The sequence below is a fragment of the Alterluteimonas muca genome, from assembly GCF_021191595.1.
Lineage (GTDB): Bacteria > Pseudomonadota > Gammaproteobacteria > Xanthomonadales > Xanthomonadaceae > Luteimonas > Luteimonas muca.
Genome location: NZ_JAIWPS010000002.1, coordinates 235,901 through 251,497, shown reverse-complemented (window position 1 = coordinate 251,497; position 15,597 = coordinate 235,901). Strand labels below are relative to the sequence as shown.

Sequence of the window (15,597 nt, the reverse complement as noted above, 5' to 3'; positions counted from 1 at the left end):
GATCGCGGCGGCAAGGTGTACGCCGCAAACGCACGAGGCCGCATGCGCGGCCCCGGGCAGGTCATGCAACGGCCGGGCGCACGAAGGGCCCCGGCCGCCGGGCGCGTCAGCTCTTGACGTGCGCCTTGACGTAGTCGATCGCCTGCTGGACCGAGGTGATCTTCTCGGCGTCCTCGTCGGGGATCTCGCACTCGAACTCTTCTTCCAGCGCCATCACCAGCTCGACGGTGTCGAGCGAGTCCGCGCCCAGGTCGTCCACGAACGAAGCGCTCGGGTTGACTTCCTCTTCCTTCACGCCGAGTTGCTCGACGACGATCTTCTTGACGCGCTCTTCGATGGTGCTCATGGATGTGCTCCGCTCAGGGCCCTGATTCGGCCGGTAGTGTAAGGGAAAGGCCGCCGGGCAGCGATGCGCGCCGGCAACCGTGAAGCTGGGGGAGTGTCCCCCGGTCCGGTGTCACGGCATGTACATGCCGCCATTGATGTGCAGGGTCTCGCCGGTGATGTAGGCCGCGTGCGGCCCGGCCAGGAAGGCCACGGCATTGGCGATGTCGGCGGGCTCGCCGAGGCGGCCCAGTGCGATCTGGCCCAGCAGCGCGGTCTTCGCGTCCTCGGGCAGCGAACGGGTCATGTCGGTGTCGATGAACCCGGGTGCCACGACGTTCACCGTCACCCCGCGCGAGCCGATCTCCTTGGCCAACGATTTCGAGAAGCCGATCACGCCGGCCTTGGCGGCGGCGTAGTTCGCCTGGCCGGCATTGCCGGTGACGCCGATCACCGAGGCGATGTTGATGATGCGGCCCTTGCGCGCCTTCATCATGCCGCGCATCACCGCCTTCGACATCCGGTAGACGCTGCTGAGGTTGGTGTCGAGGATGGCCTGCCAGTCCTCGTCCTTCATGCGCATCAGCAGGTTGTCGCGGGTGATGCCGGCATTGTTGACCAGGATCGACACCGCGCCGAATTCCTTCGTGACCGCATCGACCAGCGACTCGACCGAGGCCGCATCTGCCACGTCGAGCACGCGACCGTGGCCGCCGTGGGCCTGCAGGCGCGTGCCGATCGCCTGCGCGCCGGCCTCGCTGGTCGCGGTGCCGATCACGGTCGCGCCCTGCGCGGCCAGCGTGTCGGCAATGGCCGCGCCGATGCCGCGGCTGGCGCCGGTGACGAGTGCGATCTCGCCCTGCAGTGGTGGATTCATTGCTCAGTTGCTCCGTACAGCGTGCTTCGCCGCGGATTCTCGCGGATGCAGGCGGATAAACCAACAAACCGACGACGCCGGACGCGGCGATCGCGGCGGATCTCGATGTGGCCGACTATCCGCGGTGTCCCGCGGGCAGGCGTGGATGGATCATGCCTTCCATTCGGCCAGCGCGGCGTCGAAGTCGGCCGGCGTGCCCAGCGCGCGCGCCTCGAACGCCTTGTCGATGCGTTTCGCCAGCCCGGTCAGCACCTTGCCCGGCCCGCACTCGGCGAAACGGGTGACACCGCGCCCGCCCAGCGCCTGCATGCACGAGGTCCAGCGCACGGGCAGGTACAGCTGGCGCACCAGCGCGTCGCGGATCGACTGGATGCCCTCGTGCACTTCGCCGTCGACGTTCTGCACCACCGGCAGCGCGGGTTCGCGCCAGGTGGTGCCGGCCATCGCCTCGCCGAGACGGTTGGCCGCCTCGCGCATCAGCGGGGTGTGCGACGGCACGCTCACCGCAAGCTTCACCGCCTTGCGCACGCCACGCTCCGACAGCAGGCCGAGCGCGCGGTCGACGCCTTCGGCTTCACCGCCGATCACGATCTGCCCGGGCGAGTTGTAGTTCGCCGGCACCACCACGAAGTCGCTGGACAGCTCGCGGCAGGTCTCTTCCACCAGCGCATCCTCGGCGCCCAGGATCGCCGCCATGGCGCCCTTGCCCGCCGGCACCGCCGCCTGCATGAGCTGCCCGCGCAGGCGCACCAGGCGCGCGGCATCGGCCAGGCCGATGGCGCCTGCGGCGACCAGCGCGCTGTATTCGCCGAGGCTGTGGCCGGCCAGCGCCACCGGGCGCGCACCGCCTTCCGCCTGCCACAGCCGCCACACCGCCACGCTCGCCGCCAGCAGCGCCGGCTGCGTGAACTCGGTGGTGTTGAGCTGCTCTTCCGGGCCGTCCTGGCTCACCACCCACAGGTCGACGCCCGCACCTTCGGACGCCTCGGCGAAGGTGTCGCGGATCGACGCATGCCGCTGCGCGAGCTCGGCGAGCATGCCCAGCGACTGCGAGCCCTGGCCGGGGAAAACGAAAGCGAGCTGGGAATCGGTCACGCGCGGGTCCGGCTGGGAAAACAAGCGCGGCATGATACGGGCTGCGCCGTCGGGACGTCTGTACGACCGCGTATGTCACATGATCGGCGACGTTCGCCCGATACGACGACGCCCCGGGATGTCCGGGGCGTCGTCGTATGAGGCGGGCGTCCGGGCCTGCGCCCGGCTCAGTAGCGCAGCAGCGCCGAGCCCCAGGTGAAGCCGCCACCGAAGGCTTCGAGCAGCAGCAGCTGGCCGCGCTCGACGCGGCCGGAGCGCACTGCGACGTCCAGCGCCAGCGGCACCGAACCCGACGAGGTGTTGCCGTGCTGGTCGACGGTGACCACCACGCGTTCCATCGGCATGTCCAGCCGCTTGGCGGTGGCCTCGATGATGCGCAGGTTGGCCTGGTGCGGGATCAACCAGTCGATGTCGTGACGATCCAGGCCATTGGCGGCAAGGGTTTCCTCGACCACCGAGTCAAGCGCCTTGACCGCGTGCTTGAAGACCTCGTTGCCGGTCATGTTGATGCGCACGCCAGCATTGGGGGCGTTCTCGTCGAAGCCCACCGACACGCCCACCGGGTTCCACAGCAGCTCCTTCTTGCCGCCATCGGCATGCAGGTGGGTGCTGAGGATGCCGGTCCCGCTATCGGCCTTGAGCACGACCGCACCGGCACCGTCGCCGAACAGCACGCAGGTGGCGCGGTCGTTCCAGTCGATCATGCGGGTCAGCGTCTCGGCGCCGACCACCAGCACGGTGCGCGCGGCACCGGAACGGATGAACTTGTCGGCGATCGACAGCGCGTACACGAAGCCCGAGCACGCCGCGTTGACGTCGAACGCGCCGCAGCCGGCAACGCCGAGGCGGTGCTGCAGCAGGCAGGCCGTGGACGGGAAAATGAGATCCGGCGTGGTGGTGCCGAGGATGATCAGGTCGAGCTCGGACGCATCGACTCCCGCGGCCTCGAGCGCACGCACCGACGCGTGGTACGCCAGATCGCAGGTGGTCTCGCCTTCGGCGGCGATGTGCCGGTTGCGGATCCCGGTACGCGACGCGATCCACTCGTCGCTGGTGTCGACCCGCCTGGCAAGCTCGTCGTTGCTGACGGCGTTTGCCGGCAGGTAGCTGCCGGTCCCGGCAATCCGCGCATACACGCGGGGCATCGCGCCCGTGTCAGTCATCGTGTGCCGTCATCCTCGCAACCGCCACCCTCAGGCGGGCGGCAGGGTGCGCCACGCGACGGGGTGAGCCCTGCGGCCGCGAGGCGCTGGAAACCGCCGCGCCCAGGGCGCGACGGCACTCGCCGTCAATCTTCGTCGGCGATCTTGACCTTCGGCTGGATCACCTGGCGACCACGGTAGTAGCCGTCGGCGGTGATGTGGTGGCGGATATGGGTCTCGCCGGTGGTCGGGTCGGTCGACAGCTGCTTGGCCTGCAGCTTGTCGTGCGCGCGACGCATGCCGCGGCGGGACGGGGTGACTCGGGATTTCTGCACAGCCATGGGGTTGCTCCAGCAAACAGTTCTACGATCTTTGGGAGTCCGGGCCGCCCGCGGGCGACTCAGGTGTTCTTTTTCAGCGCCTGCAGCGCGGCGAACGGGTTGGCGCGCGCCTCTTCGTCGGGGGACACCGGCCAGTCGCGCTCCACCGCCTCCGAACCCGGCGCCACCGGCACCAGCGGCACGGCGAGCAGGAGTTCGTCCTCGACCAGGTCCGCGGGCCGCAGGATGCCGTCTTCGGGCACCAGCAGGGCTTCGTATCCGGGCGGAAGCGCGGCTTCGTCGGCTTCGTCGCGGATCAGGCCGAAACGCTGTTCCAGTTGCACCGGCTCGTTGAAGACCTGCAGGGTGCGCTGGCACTGCAACGGCAGCCCGGCCTCGACCCGCAACGCAACGAACGGCACCTGGAACGCGTCACGACCGAATTCCATGACGTAATCCGCATCACCTTGCGTCGACTGCAACACCTCGCCAAGACGGGGCATCGCCGACAACGGCAAGCGTCCTTCGAACACCCGCCGTGCGACGACAAGGCGCCAGACGTCGACGGTTTCGGGAAGATCGGCGGACATAAGAGGCGGAATGTTAGGGCCTCGCGAAGGGGGCTGTCAAACCGGAGGGGTCGCGGGAAAGTCCCGCCGCCGCTGGCGATTTGCCGGCGGTCAGCGCCCGCGGCAGACTGCCCCTCCCTTTCCGGGCGCCGATGGCCTTGATCCCACTCGCAACCCTGTTCGCCGTGGTGATTGTATGCGCTGCCTGCTGGTGGCGGTTGCGTCGCCGCAGCAGCCGCCGCCAGCAGGCGCTGTCGGCGGTGCTGGATGCCGCGGATGCCTTCGAGGACCGTCTGCGGGTGGCACGGGCCGAGATCGAAGCGGTTGCCGGCAGCGACCACAACCCTGTGCGCGATGCCATGCAGGAGATGCTGCGCCAGCGCCTGTGGCTGCAGCAGCACGGCCATGCGGCGACCACCGGCCAGCTCGACCAGGTCCGCGACTCGATCGACACCGCGCGCGCTCGCATCGAGCAGCAGCTCGACCGCATCGAACAGGCGCGGGCGCCGCTGTCGTGACCGGCGCGCTGATTCTCGCCTCGACCTCGCGCTACCGCCGCGAACTGCTCGAACGCCTGCAGCTGCCGTTCACCACCGAACGGCCCGACGTCGACGAGACCCCGCTGCCTGGCGAGGCACCGGCGGCGCTGGCGTCGAGGCTGGCCGTGGCGAAGGCACGCGAGGTCGCGCGCCTGCACCCGGGGGCCTGGGTGATCGGCTCCGACCAGGTCGCAGGCTTCGATGGCCACGCGCTCGGCAAGCCGGGCAGCCGCGACGCCGCGATCGCCCAGCTGCAATCGATGTCGGGCTCGAGCGTGCAGTTCCTGACCGCGGTCGCACTGTGCCGTGGCGACGCACTGGCCGGCGAGGCGCTGGACACCACCACGGTGACGTTCCGGTGCCTGCGGCGGGCGGAGATCGAACGCTACGTCGACGCCGAGCAGCCGCTCGACTGCGCCGGCAGCTTCAAGAGCGAAGGGCTCGGGATCGCGCTGTTCGACGCGATCGAGACCCGGGACCCGACCGCGCTGATCGGCCTGCCGCTGATCGCCACCGCACGCCTGTTGCGTGACGCCGGGTTCGTGCTGCCCTGAGCTGCACGCGTTCAGCGCAGGCGGATGCGCCGTTCGCCCCAGGTCTCGACGCTACCGTCGGCGCCTTCGATCTCCATCCCCAGCCAGTAGTCGCCCGCCGGCAGCGCGGAGGCATCGACCTGCGCGGAGAACGCCACCGCCGGTTGCCCGGGATCGTTGGAACGACCCTGCAGGAACTCGCCCACCCAGCGGTTCTCCTGCCCGTAGTCGGCGGTGGCGACCACCTCGCCGTCGAGCGTCAGGCGGACCTCGCGCACACCCACGCCATCCTTCACTGCCCAGCCGTAGACGCGGAACTCCCGCTCGACGGTGGCGCCGGCTGCAGGTTCCTGCAGATGCGCGACCGCGGGCGTCGCGCACGTACCGCTGTGCTCCGGCGCAGTGCCGTCGAAACGCAGCAGCAGGAAGCGCCGGCCGCCATGGTCGATGTTGACCGCCTCGGGGTGCGGCAGGTGGCCGAAGCGCTGGCACAGGCTCTGGTAATGGGCGAGAAGCTCGCTGAACTTGACGTCGGTGGTGCCGACCACCAGCAGCACCGGCCCCTGGGCCAGCTCGCGCGCGCCCTGCGCTTCCAGACCCCACAGCCGCAGCTGCGGGGCGCGGCCATGGTCGCGGTTGAGCGGATGGTCGAGCACCGCGATACGCGGATCGCCGAGTGCGAAACCGAGTTCGGCGCCGATCTTGAAGTTGTCGGCCACGATCTGCGTGCCGGCGGGCATCTGCGCGCGTGCCTCGGCCACCGCGGCGGCCAGTTCGTCCCAGCCGGCGAAGTTGGACGGATACCACTTCGCCGACGCGGCCTGCTCGCGCACCGAGGGCGACGAGACCGCGGCGTAGTAGCCCAGGAACGCCACCAGCCCGGCTGCCGCCAGCGACCAGGTAGCGGTGCGCAGCCAGCGCGGCCAGGTATCCAGCAATGCAGGCAGCAGCGCGATCAGCGCGAGATAGCCCGGCAACGGCCAGTGGAAGCTCACCCGCTCGACATCGGCGAAGAAGCCCAGCACGAAGAAGCCGGCCACCAGCAGCCCGCCCAGTAGCGCCAACAGCCGGCGCACCGGCTCGCGGCTGCGCGCACCGTGCCACGCCGCCGCCAGCAGCGCGACGAACAGCAGTGGCGTCACCACCCCGGCCTGCACCGGCAGGAACAGCAGGCCTTCGCCATGCAGCGCCCACGGGTGGCGGTCGACCAGCTGGAAGCGCAGGCCGGCCTCGGCGTTGTCGAAATTCCAGGCCAGCAATGGCGCCCACGCTGCGGCACCGAAGGCGATCGCGATCCAGGCGCGCGGATCGCGCAACGCGCGCCGGCCACCTTCCAGGCACAGCAGCGCGACGAATCCCACCCCGACCACCGCCGCGAAGCGGTAGTGGCTGAGCGCGCCCACCGCCAGCCCGAAGGCGAGCAGGCTGGCGCTGCCGGCATCCACCCTGCGTACCAGCCGGGTAGCGGCGTCCACGCATGCAAGCGTCGCCAGCGCCATCGCCACGTCGGGCAGCGCCAGCAGGCCCAGGGTGCCCGCCAGCGGCAACAGCAGCACCGCGATGCCGGCCAGCCACGCGCTGCGCTCGTCCACCTCGCGGCGCACCAGCGCGACCATCCACCACGGCAGCAGCGCCGCCATCAGCAGGAATGGCGCGCGCACGGCGAGTACGTGGTGGCCGCCGATCTCCACGCCCAGGCGGATCAGCCAGGCAGTGAGCCCGGGAAGGTCGGAATACGCCCACGCCGGGTGCTGCCCTTCCTGCCAGTAGAACGCCTCGTCGACGAACAGCGGCAGTCGCGCCGCCAGCGCGATCTTGACCAGCGTCACCACCCCCCAGAGGGCGATGAATACATGGCGCGGATGCCAGGCGCGCACGCCGGCACTGCGCATGTCGATGTCTGTCGGCATCCGTATGCGACCCAGTTACACTCGATTGATGAAGTTGGCGCCCGCGGCAACGGGGAGACGCGGGCCATGGCGACATCACCGCACGCCCCGTTCTCCGGAGACCCGCATGGCCGATTCGCCCACCCACGCCGACATGCTACCCGACGCGCTTTCACGATCGCTGGGCGCGGCTCAGGAGCAGGTGAATTCGCTGGTGCTGGGCAAGGCCCACGAGGTGCGGCTGGCGTTCGTCGCGCTGCTGTCGGGCGGCCACCTGCTGATCGAGGATCTACCGGGGCTGGGCAAGACCACGCTCGCGCATGCGCTGGCGGCGACCCTCGGCCTGGAGTTCCAGCGCCTGCAGTTCACGTCCGACCTGTTGCCGTCGGACATCGTCGGCGTATCGGTCTATGACGCGCAGGCGCGCAGCTTCGAGTTCCATCCCGGCCCGGTGTTCACCCAGGTGCTGCTGGCCGACGAGATCAACCGCGCACCGCCACGCACGCAGAGTGCGCTGCTGGAGGCGATGGCCGAGCGCCAGGTCAGCATCGACGGCGTCACCCACGCGCTGCCGGACCCGTTCTTCGTCATCGCGACGCAGAACCCGCTCGACCTCGCCGGCACCTACCCGCTGCCGGATTCGCAGCTCGACCGCTTCCTGATGCGCCTGAGCCTTGGCTATCCCGGTGCGGAAGCCGAACGCGCGCTGCTGGCCGGCAGCGACCGCCGCGACCTGATCGCGCAGGCGCTGCCGGTGCTCGGTGCCGACGACGTGCTGAAGCTGCGCGACGCCGTCCAGCGCGTGCACGCAAGCGATGCGCTGATCGATTACGTGCAGGCGCTGGTCGCGCGCAGCCGACACCACGGCGGCGTGCGCATCGGCCTGTCGCCGCGCGCCGGCATCGCCCTGCTGCGCGCCGCGCGTGCCTACGCGCTGTTGCTGGGCCGCCGCCATGTCGTCCCCGAAGACGTGCAGGCACTGTTCGTCGCCGTGGCCGGCCACCGTCTGGTGCCCGCCAGTGATGGCGGCGATGCGACGGCGCTGGCCAAGGCCATCCTGCACGCGGTGGCGGTGGACTGAGTTCCTGATGGCCGCGAGCGCCCGCGCACCGTCACGCATGTTCCAGCGCCTGCAGGGCCTTGCACGGCCGCGTGCGCCCGAAACGCTGCCGGCGCGGCTGGACCGCCGCCGCATCTACGTGCTGCCGACCGCCTTCGGGCTGTTCTTCTTCGCGCTGTTGCTGACGATGGGCGTGGGCGCGCTCAACTACAACAACAACCCCGCGCTGCTGCTGTGCCTGCTGTTGGCCGGCACCGCGCTGGCGAGCCTGCTGCACGCGCACCTGCAGTTGAGCGGACTTGCGGTGCAGGCGGTCGACGCGGAACCCGTGGCCGCCGGGCGTCCGCTCGCGCTGCGCGTGCATGTCCACGCCGATCCCGGCCGCGCCCGGCGCGGACTCGAGGTTCGCGCAGGTGACACCGCCGCCGCCCTGCACCTCGACGACGGCGCCGGCGAAGCGGTCATCGAACTGCCGACCATGCAGCGCGGCTGGCTCGACGTCGGCCGCCTGCGGATCTCCACCACGCGCCCGCTGGGGTTGGCGCGGGCCTGGTCGTGGGTCTGGCCGGAAGCACCGATGCTGGTCTACCCGGCCCCGGAGACGCATGGCCCGCCGCTGCCCGAAGGCGCCGGCGACAACGCGCAGGCGCGGCTGCACGCGTCCGGCGACGACGTCCACCACCTGCGCAACTGGCGGCGGGGCGATTCGCGTCGTGCGATCGCCTGGAAGCCTTCGGCGCGGCGTGACCAGCTGCTGGTCCGCGAGTACGAGCAGCCGCAGGGCGCCGACGTCGTCATCGAATGGCGCGGCACCGTGGAACTGCCCTACGAGGCGCGCATCCGCCGGCTCGCGCGCTGGGTGGATGAGGCCGAACGCGACCAGCGCCGCTACGTGCTGCGCCTGCCGGGACAGCCCGCGGTCGGTCCCGCACGCGGCGCGCTGCATCGCCATGCCTGCCTGCGCGCGCTGGCACTGCTGCCGGAGGCCGGGCATGGCTGAGGGCATCGCGACATTGCCGGGCCTGTCGCCTGCGGCTCCCGCCGCGGTGGCCGATCGACGCAACCTGCCCGACGCCGCCCGCGCGTGGTGCCTGGCGGCCTCGTTCGCGTGCCAGTTGCCGTTGCTGCTGCAGCTGCCGGGATGGCTGGGGCTGGCGATCGGCGCCCTCGCCGTCGCGGTGGCGGCGATCTCCTGGAAGCGCCGCCTGCCGTCGCTGCTGCGCGCGCTGCTGGCGCTGGCGGCGGTCGGCCTGGTGCTGGCCGGCAGCGGCTTTTCCTTCGGTCGCGACACCGGCTGCGCGCTGCTCGCCGCGATGCTGGCGATCAAGCCGGTGGAGCTGTTCACCTGGCGCGATGCGCGCAGCCTGCTGGGCTTCGCGCTGTTCGCGCCGTTCGCGACCTTCCTGCTCGACCAGGGGCCGCTGTCGCTGCTGCTCGGGCTGGGCGGGGCCCTGGTGGCGCTGGCCGCACTGTGGCGGCTCGCGGAGCTCGACGCCGCGGTGCCTGCCGAAGCACTGCCACCGGCGCAGGCCGTTGGCCGGCGCCTGTGGCAGGTCGGGCGGCTGGCGATGGTCGGGCTTCCACTGGCGCTGGCGGCCTTCTGGCTGTTTCCGCGCATGGCCTCACCGCTGTGGGGCGTGCCGGAACGTGCGATCGCCAAGCCGGGGCTGTCGGGTGAGATGGGCCCGGGCGACTGGCTCGACCTGATGGGTGACGATTCACCGGCCCTGCGCGCGCGTTTCTTCGGCCCCGTTCCGGATCGCACCGAGCGCTACTGGCGCGGCCCGGTGCTCACCGATTACGACGGCCGCCGCTGGTCCCGGGCCGAATGGGCGCAGGGCCTGCCACCCGCGGAGGTGCGCCATGACGGCCCGGTATGGGACTACGAACTCGAACTCGAGCCTACCGACCGCCGCTTCGCCGTGACCCTGGACCTGCCGCTGGCCGAGCCCGACGGCACCCGCCTCGGCCACGACCACAGCACCACGTCCTGGCGTCCGCTGAGTTCGTTGCGCCGCTGGCGGCTGCAGTCGGCGCCACCCGTTGCCTACGAGGCCGAGCTGCGGCCGATGCTGCGTACGATGGCCCTGCGCCTGCCCGAGGGCTTCAACCCGCGCACCATCGCGCTGGCCCGGCAGTGGCGCGCCGAAGCCGGTGACGGCGTGGCCGCCGACGAAGCCCTGGTGCAGCGCTTCCTCGACTGGGTGCGCAGCGACTTCGCCTACACCCTGGCCACCGGCCTGCCCGGCCGCCATGCGATCGACGAATTCCTGTTCGACGAGCAGGAAGGCTTCTGCGAACACTACGCCGGAGCCTTCGTGGTGTTCATGCGTGCCGCGGGCATCCCCGCGCGGGTGGTGACCGGCTATGTCGGCGGCTACTACAACCGCTTCGGCGACTACTGGCTGGTGCGCCGCGAGGACGCCCACGCCTGGGCCGAGGTGTGGCTGGAAGGGCGCGGCTGGGTGCGCGCCGACCCCACCGCCGCGGTGGCCCCGGAGCGCATCTACGACACCATCGCCAACCTGTCCGAGGACGGCGGCGCCGCCCGCGACGCGCTGGCCGGGATGTGGGACGTCGGCGACTGGATGCGCCGGGGGTGGAACGACTTCGTGCTCGGCTTCGACGCCACCCGCCAGCGCCAGCTGCTGAGCCCGCTGGGCATCCGCGACCTCGAGATGCAGCAGCTGGTGGTGCTGTTCGCGGCGCTGGGCGGCATGGCACTGGCGTGGATGCTGTGGCTGGTCGGGCGCAGCGAGCGCGAACGCGACCCGGTGCTGCGGGCCTGGCATGCGCTGGGCGCACGCTATGCCCGGCACGGGTTCGCACCGGCACCGCACGAACCTGCGAGCGCCTGGGCCGCGCGCGTCTTGGCGGCACGGCCGCACGACGCCGCGCTGGCCACGCTCAGCGCGCGTTTCTCCGACTGGCGCTACGCTCCCCACCCAGCCGGACCGGCGGCCGCACGCGCGCTGGCCCGCGACCTGCACCGGCACCGACCCGCGGAGACGCCCCGATGAATCGCGCCCACCTGCCCGCCGCACTGACCGTGGCGATCGCCTGCACGCTGCTGGCCGCATGCGCCACCGCGCCCACGCCGCTGCAGGGCACCTTCGCCGAAGTGTCGCCCGACCAGGCCACGACGGCGGCGTCCACCATCGGCACCGCGGTGCGCTGGGGCGGGCGCATCGTCGAGGTCACCCCGCAGCCCGACCGCACCTGCTTCCAGATGCTCTCGGCACCGCTGGATGCCAACGGCCGGCCCAGTTTCAGCGGCAACCAGGCCGGCGGCCGCTTCATCGCCTGTCGCACCGGCTTCTACGACCCCGCACTGTTCACCGCCGACCGCGAAGTCACCTTCACCGGGCGGATTGCCGCGACCGAGCAGGTCCAGATCGGCGAGTACGACTACCGCCTGCCGCGGGTGGACGCCGACGTGGTCTACCTGTGGCCCGAGCGCGCCGACGTGCAGGTGATCCGCTACGAGCCGTATCCGTGGGGCTGGGGCCCGGGCTGGTGGTGGTAGCCGGAGTTCAGGGCGTACCGAAGCGCCCGAGTGGCGCGCCCGCCAGCAGATGCAGGTGCATCTGGTAGACGGTCTGCCCGCCGTGGTCGTTGCAGTTCATGACGATGCGGTAGCCGTCGGCGGCAAAGCCTTCCCGGCGCGCGTAATCGGCCGCCGCCAGCGCCAGCCGGCCGATGACCTCGGCCTGCGACGGAGTCGCCGCGTCCAGCGTCGGTATCGTCTCCTTCGGCACGAACAGCACGTGCACCGGCGCCTGCGGCGCGATGTCGCGGAAGGCGATCAGGTGCTCGTCCTCGTGGACGATCTCGGCGGGAATCTCGCGGCGGATGATCTTGTGGAAGGTGGTGGGCATGGCGCGACCGGACGGTTGATGTACGCGTCAGCTTAGCCCCGCGCGACGTGGCGGGGTGCCCGCAACCCTCAGCCGGCGATGTCGCTGCGGCTGCCGAATGCGTGCGAGAGCGTGCCGCGGTCGACGTATTCGAGTTCGCCGCCCAGCGGCAGCCCGTGCGCGGGGCGGCTGGGCCGCACGCCGTGCTGGCGCGCCAGCTGCGCCAGGTAGTGCGCGGTGGCCTCGCCTTCGACCGTCGGGTTGGTGGCGACGATCAGCTCGCGCACCTCGCCCTCCGCCAGCCGCGTGCCGAGCCCGTCGAGCCCGAGTTCACGCGGACCGATGCCGTCGAGCGGGCTCAGGCGGCCGTGCAGCACGAAATACAGGCCGCGGAAATCGGTGGCCTGCTCGATCGCCAGGCGGTCGGCCGGTGTCTCCACCACGCACAGCACGTGCCCGTCGCGCGAGGCGCTGGCGCAGACCGTGCACACCGGGGTCTCGCTGAAATCGCGGCACCGCCCGCAGTTGCCGATCCGCGACATCGCCGCTTCCAGCGCCTCCGACAGCCGCCGGCCGCCGTCGCGCTGGCGCTCGAGCAGGTGGTAGGCCATGCGCTGCGCCGACTTCTGGCCCACGCCCGGCAGCACCCGCAGGGCGTCGATCAGTTGTTCGAGTAGCGCTGACATGGAAACCTGGCGGGATGCATGCGGTCGCGGAGAGGCTGCGGAGCCGCGCTCAGAACGGCAGCTTCATGCCCGGAGGCACCGGCATGCCGGCGGTGGCGGCGGACATCCGCGCCTGCGATTCGGTGTTGACCTTGTTGACCGCGTCGTTGATGGCCGCAGCGACCAGGTCCTCGGTCATTTCCGCATCGGTGATCACGCTTGGATCGATGCGCACCTTGCGGCACTCCATGCGCCCGGTGAGGGTGACGCTGACCATGCCGCCGCCGGCACTGCCGGTGACTTCCAGCCCGGCGAGCTCTTCCTGCGCGCGCTGCATGTTCTCCTGCATCTTCTGGGCCTGCTGCATCAGCTGGGCGATGTTTCCACGCATGTCGGTTCTCCTGTGGGGGCCGCGCCGGCTCGGGCGCGGTGAAAGATTCAGCGGTCGTCGACCGGGCGGATCGAATCGGGCACGAGCCGTGCGCCGTGCTGCGACATCATCCGACTGACGTCGGGATCGTCGAGGAACGCGCGCTCGGCGGCCTGCTGGCGGACATCGCGTTCGCGCGCATGGCGCTCGTGCAGGGTTTCGCCACCCGCGGCCACCTCGAAGCGGATGGTCGGCGTACCACCCAGCTGCGGCGCGAGCGCGGCGGCGAACTGCCCCACCAGCAGCGGGGTCTGCAGATGGTCGTCGCTGGCGGGCAGCGACAGGCGCAGCACGCCATCGGCGTAACCGAGGAAGGCGGTATGTGCGGCAAGCTCGCGGACCGGTCCGCGCAGGCCGAGACCCACGACCAGGTCCGGCCAGGCGTCGGCATCGACCTGCAGCGGCGCGCGCGCGGGCCCGACAACGCCAGCGGCGGCGACGGCCGCGGCAGCGCTGGCGACCGCACGGGGTGCCGCAGGCTGCGCGCGCACATCTTCCCGCGGGTCGGTGGCCCAGGGCGCGCGATCCTCGTCGGGGATGGCCGGCCCGGGCATCGGTGAAGCGGGCGCCGCAGCCACGGCCGCGCGCGGCGGGACCGGCGCTGCCGCGGGCGCAGCAGTCGGTGGCGCCGGGACGCGGATCCCGGAGCTCGCCGCCGGAGCCGCGCGCCGCGGGGCCTCGTCGGCCTCCAGCGCGGCGCGTGCGGCAGCCGCGGCGTCGCGGCGCCCACGGGTCGGCACAGCACCGCCCTGCCCGCGCGCAGGCGCGGCGCTGCCGGAATCACCGGCGTCGGTCGCGGCACCATCGAGCGGGCGGAATGCCAGCATCCGCAACAGGCTCATCTCGAAACCGGTACGCGGGCTTGGTGCGTGCTGCAGTTCGCGGCGGCCGTCGAGCGCCATCTGGTACCAGAGCTGCACGAGTTCCGGGCGTATCGCCGCGGCCAGCGCGTCGAGGTCGATGCCCTCGCCGTCGACCCCCGCGCCCGGGACCAGCTGCCTCACCTGGATGCGGTGCAACGCCTCGGCCAGCGCATCGAGCACGCTGCCCCAGTCGGGGGAGAACTCGGCCAGCGTGCCGACCTCGGCCAGCAGCCGTTCGCCATCGGCGCACGCCAGCGCGTCCAGCAGCGCGCCGACGCGGGTGCGGTCGACCGTGCCCAGCATCGCGGCCACGCCGGCATCCTCGAGCCGCCCACCGGTGTAGGCGATGGCCTGGTCGAGCAGCGACAGCCCGTCGCGCAGGCTGCCATCGGCCGCGCGCGCGATCTGGCGCACCGCGCCCTCGTCGAAGGTGATCTCCTCGGCGGCGAGGATGCGGCCGATCTGGCCTTCGATCTGCGCCAGGTCCAGCCGCTTGAGGTTGAACTGCAGGCAGCGCGACAGCACGGTCACCGGCAGCTTCTGTGGATCGGTCGTCGCGAGCAGGAACTTCACATGCCCCGGCGGTTCCTCGAGCGTCTTCAGCAGCGCGTTGAAGGCCGACTTCGACAGCATGTGGACCTCGTCGATGAGGTACACCTTCACCCGTCCGCGCGAAGGCATGTACTGCGCGTTGTCGATCAGCTCGCGCACGTCGTCCACGCCGGTGTTGCTGGCGGCGTCGATCTCCAGCAGGTCGATGAAGCGCCCGGCATCGATCGAGCGGCAGGTCTCGCACTCGCCACAGGGGTCGGACGAGGTACCCGACTCGCAGTTAAGGCTCTTGGCGAAGATCCGCGCGATGGTGGTCTTGCCCACCCCGCGGGTGCCGGTGAACAGGAAGGCGTGATGCACGCGCCCGGATTCCAGCGCATTGGTGAGCGCGCGGACCACGTGTTCCTGCCCGACCAGTTCGGCGAAACGCTTGGGGCGCCACTTGCGGGCGAGGACGAGATACGACATGCCGCCATTCTGCCATGCCGGTCGGCATGGCCGCCGGTGCCGCACCCGCCTGTACCGGGCGCATCGTCCGCCAGCGACCTGCAAGATGTTCCTTGTGGGCGCCGCGGGCGAACGCTAGAATCACGGCCCCCGTGTGGCCGCGCCAGGGCAGGCAAGGTGTACGGGTCAGGTGCGGAGAGGTGTCCGAGTGGTTGAAGGAGCACGCCTGGAAAGTGTGTAAGCGTCTAAACCGCGCTTCGGGGGTTCGAATCCCCCTCTCTCCGCCAGTTCTGCCTGCTGCAACGGCAGGTGCAAGTCTCCATGGTGGCCCCGTCGGCCCCTCGCGACGCTAGATCGAAAATCCCGCCAGGGCCGGAAGGCAGCAACGGTATCGGTTGATGCGGGCGACGAGGTAAGTCGGCGGGGCCATCGCCT

General features: G+C 71.2%; 17 protein-coding genes, 1 tRNA gene and 1 other RNA gene. 8 read left to right on the top strand and 11 right to left on the bottom strand.

The window, feature by feature from the left end:
* Positions 1-106 precede the first annotated feature (106 nt).
* The 6 genes from acpP to LDO11_RS04375 form a co-directional block, all read right to left on the bottom strand.
* Complete coding sequence (gene acpP, locus LDO11_RS04400) at positions 107-346, bottom strand: acyl carrier protein (RefSeq protein ID WP_129136340.1); 240 nt, start codon at positions 344-346, stop codon at positions 107-109.
* Positions 347-457: 111 nt separating this feature from the next.
* The gene (gene fabG, locus LDO11_RS04395) at positions 458-1,201 is read right to left on the bottom strand and encodes a 3-oxoacyl-ACP reductase FabG (protein ID WP_129136341.1); all 744 of its coding nucleotides are present in this window, start codon (positions 1,199-1,201) and stop codon (positions 458-460) included.
* A gap of 150 nt (positions 1,202-1,351) precedes the next feature.
* Entirely contained in the window at positions 1,352-2,296 is a 945-nt protein-coding gene (fabD, locus tag LDO11_RS04390; RefSeq protein WP_232140494.1) for an ACP S-malonyltransferase, read from the bottom strand.
* 167 nt (positions 2,297-2,463) lie between these two features.
* A complete protein-coding gene (locus LDO11_RS04385; protein ID WP_129137310.1) occupies positions 2,464-3,441 on the bottom strand; it encodes a beta-ketoacyl-ACP synthase III in 978 nt (325 codons plus the stop codon).
* 143 nt (positions 3,442-3,584) lie between these two features.
* On the bottom strand, positions 3,585-3,779 hold the full coding sequence (gene rpmF, locus LDO11_RS04380; RefSeq protein ID WP_129136343.1) for a 50S ribosomal protein L32: 195 nt from the start codon (positions 3,777-3,779) through the stop codon (positions 3,585-3,587).
* 59 nt (positions 3,780-3,838) lie between these two features.
* Entirely contained in the window at positions 3,839-4,348 is a 510-nt protein-coding gene (locus LDO11_RS04375; protein ID WP_232140493.1) for a YceD family protein, read from the bottom strand.
* Between the two features lie 131 nt (positions 4,349-4,479).
* On the opposite strand from LDO11_RS04375, the gene LDO11_RS04370 reads away from it, so the two are divergent.
* Positions 4,480-4,845 carry a hypothetical protein gene (locus tag LDO11_RS04370; protein ID WP_232140492.1) on the top strand — a complete coding sequence of 122 codons (366 nt, stop codon included), beginning with the start codon at positions 4,480-4,482 and terminating at the stop codon, positions 4,843-4,845.
* The gene (locus LDO11_RS04365; RefSeq protein ID WP_232140491.1) at positions 4,842-5,420 is read left to right on the top strand and encodes a Maf family protein; all 579 of its coding nucleotides are present in this window, start codon (positions 4,842-4,844) and stop codon (positions 5,418-5,420) included. The genes LDO11_RS04370 and LDO11_RS04365 overlap by 4 nt, the downstream gene beginning before the upstream one ends.
* An 11-nt stretch (positions 5,421-5,431) precedes the next feature.
* Here the strand turns inward: LDO11_RS04365 and LDO11_RS04360 are convergent, their stop codons facing one another.
* Positions 5,432-7,309, bottom strand: a complete 1,878-nt coding sequence (locus tag LDO11_RS04360; protein ID WP_232140490.1) for an ArnT family glycosyltransferase — start codon at positions 7,307-7,309, stop codon at positions 5,432-5,434.
* 106 nt (positions 7,310-7,415) lie between these two features.
* Here LDO11_RS04360 and LDO11_RS04355 point away from each other — a divergent pair, with 106 nt between their 5' ends.
* From LDO11_RS04355 to LDO11_RS04340, 4 genes are read left to right on the top strand one after another with little or no spacing between them, the layout of a single operon-like run.
* Entirely contained in the window at positions 7,416-8,369 is a 954-nt protein-coding gene (locus tag LDO11_RS04355) for an AAA family ATPase (protein ID WP_232140489.1), read from the top strand.
* A gap of 7 nt (positions 8,370-8,376) precedes the next feature.
* A complete protein-coding gene (locus tag LDO11_RS04350; RefSeq protein WP_232140488.1) occupies positions 8,377-9,348 on the top strand; it encodes a DUF58 domain-containing protein in 972 nt (323 codons plus the stop codon).
* Positions 9,341-11,368 carry a transglutaminase TgpA family protein gene (locus LDO11_RS04345; protein ID WP_232140487.1) on the top strand — a complete coding sequence of 676 codons (2,028 nt, stop codon included), beginning with the start codon at positions 9,341-9,343 and terminating at the stop codon, positions 11,366-11,368. Before LDO11_RS04350 ends, LDO11_RS04345 begins: the two co-directional genes overlap by 8 nt.
* Positions 11,365-11,874: a Slp family lipoprotein gene (locus tag LDO11_RS04340; protein WP_129136348.1), complete on the top strand. Its 510-nt coding sequence runs from the start codon at positions 11,365-11,367 to the stop codon at positions 11,872-11,874. The genes LDO11_RS04345 and LDO11_RS04340 overlap by 4 nt, the downstream gene beginning before the upstream one ends.
* Before the next feature lie 7 nt (positions 11,875-11,881).
* Here the strand turns inward: LDO11_RS04340 and LDO11_RS04335 are convergent, their stop codons facing one another.
* The 4 genes from LDO11_RS04335 to dnaX all read right to left on the bottom strand — a co-directional run bounded on the left by LDO11_RS04335 (position 11,882) and on the right by dnaX (position 15,183).
* Positions 11,882-12,226, bottom strand: a complete 345-nt coding sequence (locus LDO11_RS04335) for a histidine triad nucleotide-binding protein (RefSeq protein WP_232140486.1) — start codon at positions 12,224-12,226, stop codon at positions 11,882-11,884.
* 68 nt (positions 12,227-12,294) lie between these two features.
* Positions 12,295-12,891: a recombination mediator RecR gene (gene recR, locus LDO11_RS04330; protein ID WP_232140485.1), complete on the bottom strand. Its 597-nt coding sequence runs from the start codon at positions 12,889-12,891 to the stop codon at positions 12,295-12,297.
* A 49-nt stretch (positions 12,892-12,940) separates the two neighbouring features.
* Positions 12,941-13,261: a YbaB/EbfC family nucleoid-associated protein gene (locus LDO11_RS04325; protein WP_129136351.1), complete on the bottom strand. Its 321-nt coding sequence runs from the start codon at positions 13,259-13,261 to the stop codon at positions 12,941-12,943.
* Between the two features lie 47 nt (positions 13,262-13,308).
* Positions 13,309-15,183 (bottom strand): DNA polymerase III subunit gamma/tau, encoded by a 1,875-nt coding sequence (gene dnaX, locus LDO11_RS04320; protein WP_232140484.1) that lies wholly within the window; start codon positions 15,181-15,183, stop codon positions 13,309-13,311.
* Positions 15,184-15,356: 173 nt separating this feature from the next.
* Here dnaX and LDO11_RS04315 point away from each other — a divergent pair.
* Positions 15,357-15,449: transfer RNA gene (locus LDO11_RS04315), tRNA-Ser, on the top strand.
* 43 nt (positions 15,450-15,492) lie between these two features.
* An RNA gene (gene ffs / locus LDO11_RS04310) (signal recognition particle sRNA small type) lies at positions 15,493-15,589 on the top strand.
* Positions 15,590-15,597 lie beyond the last annotated feature (8 nt).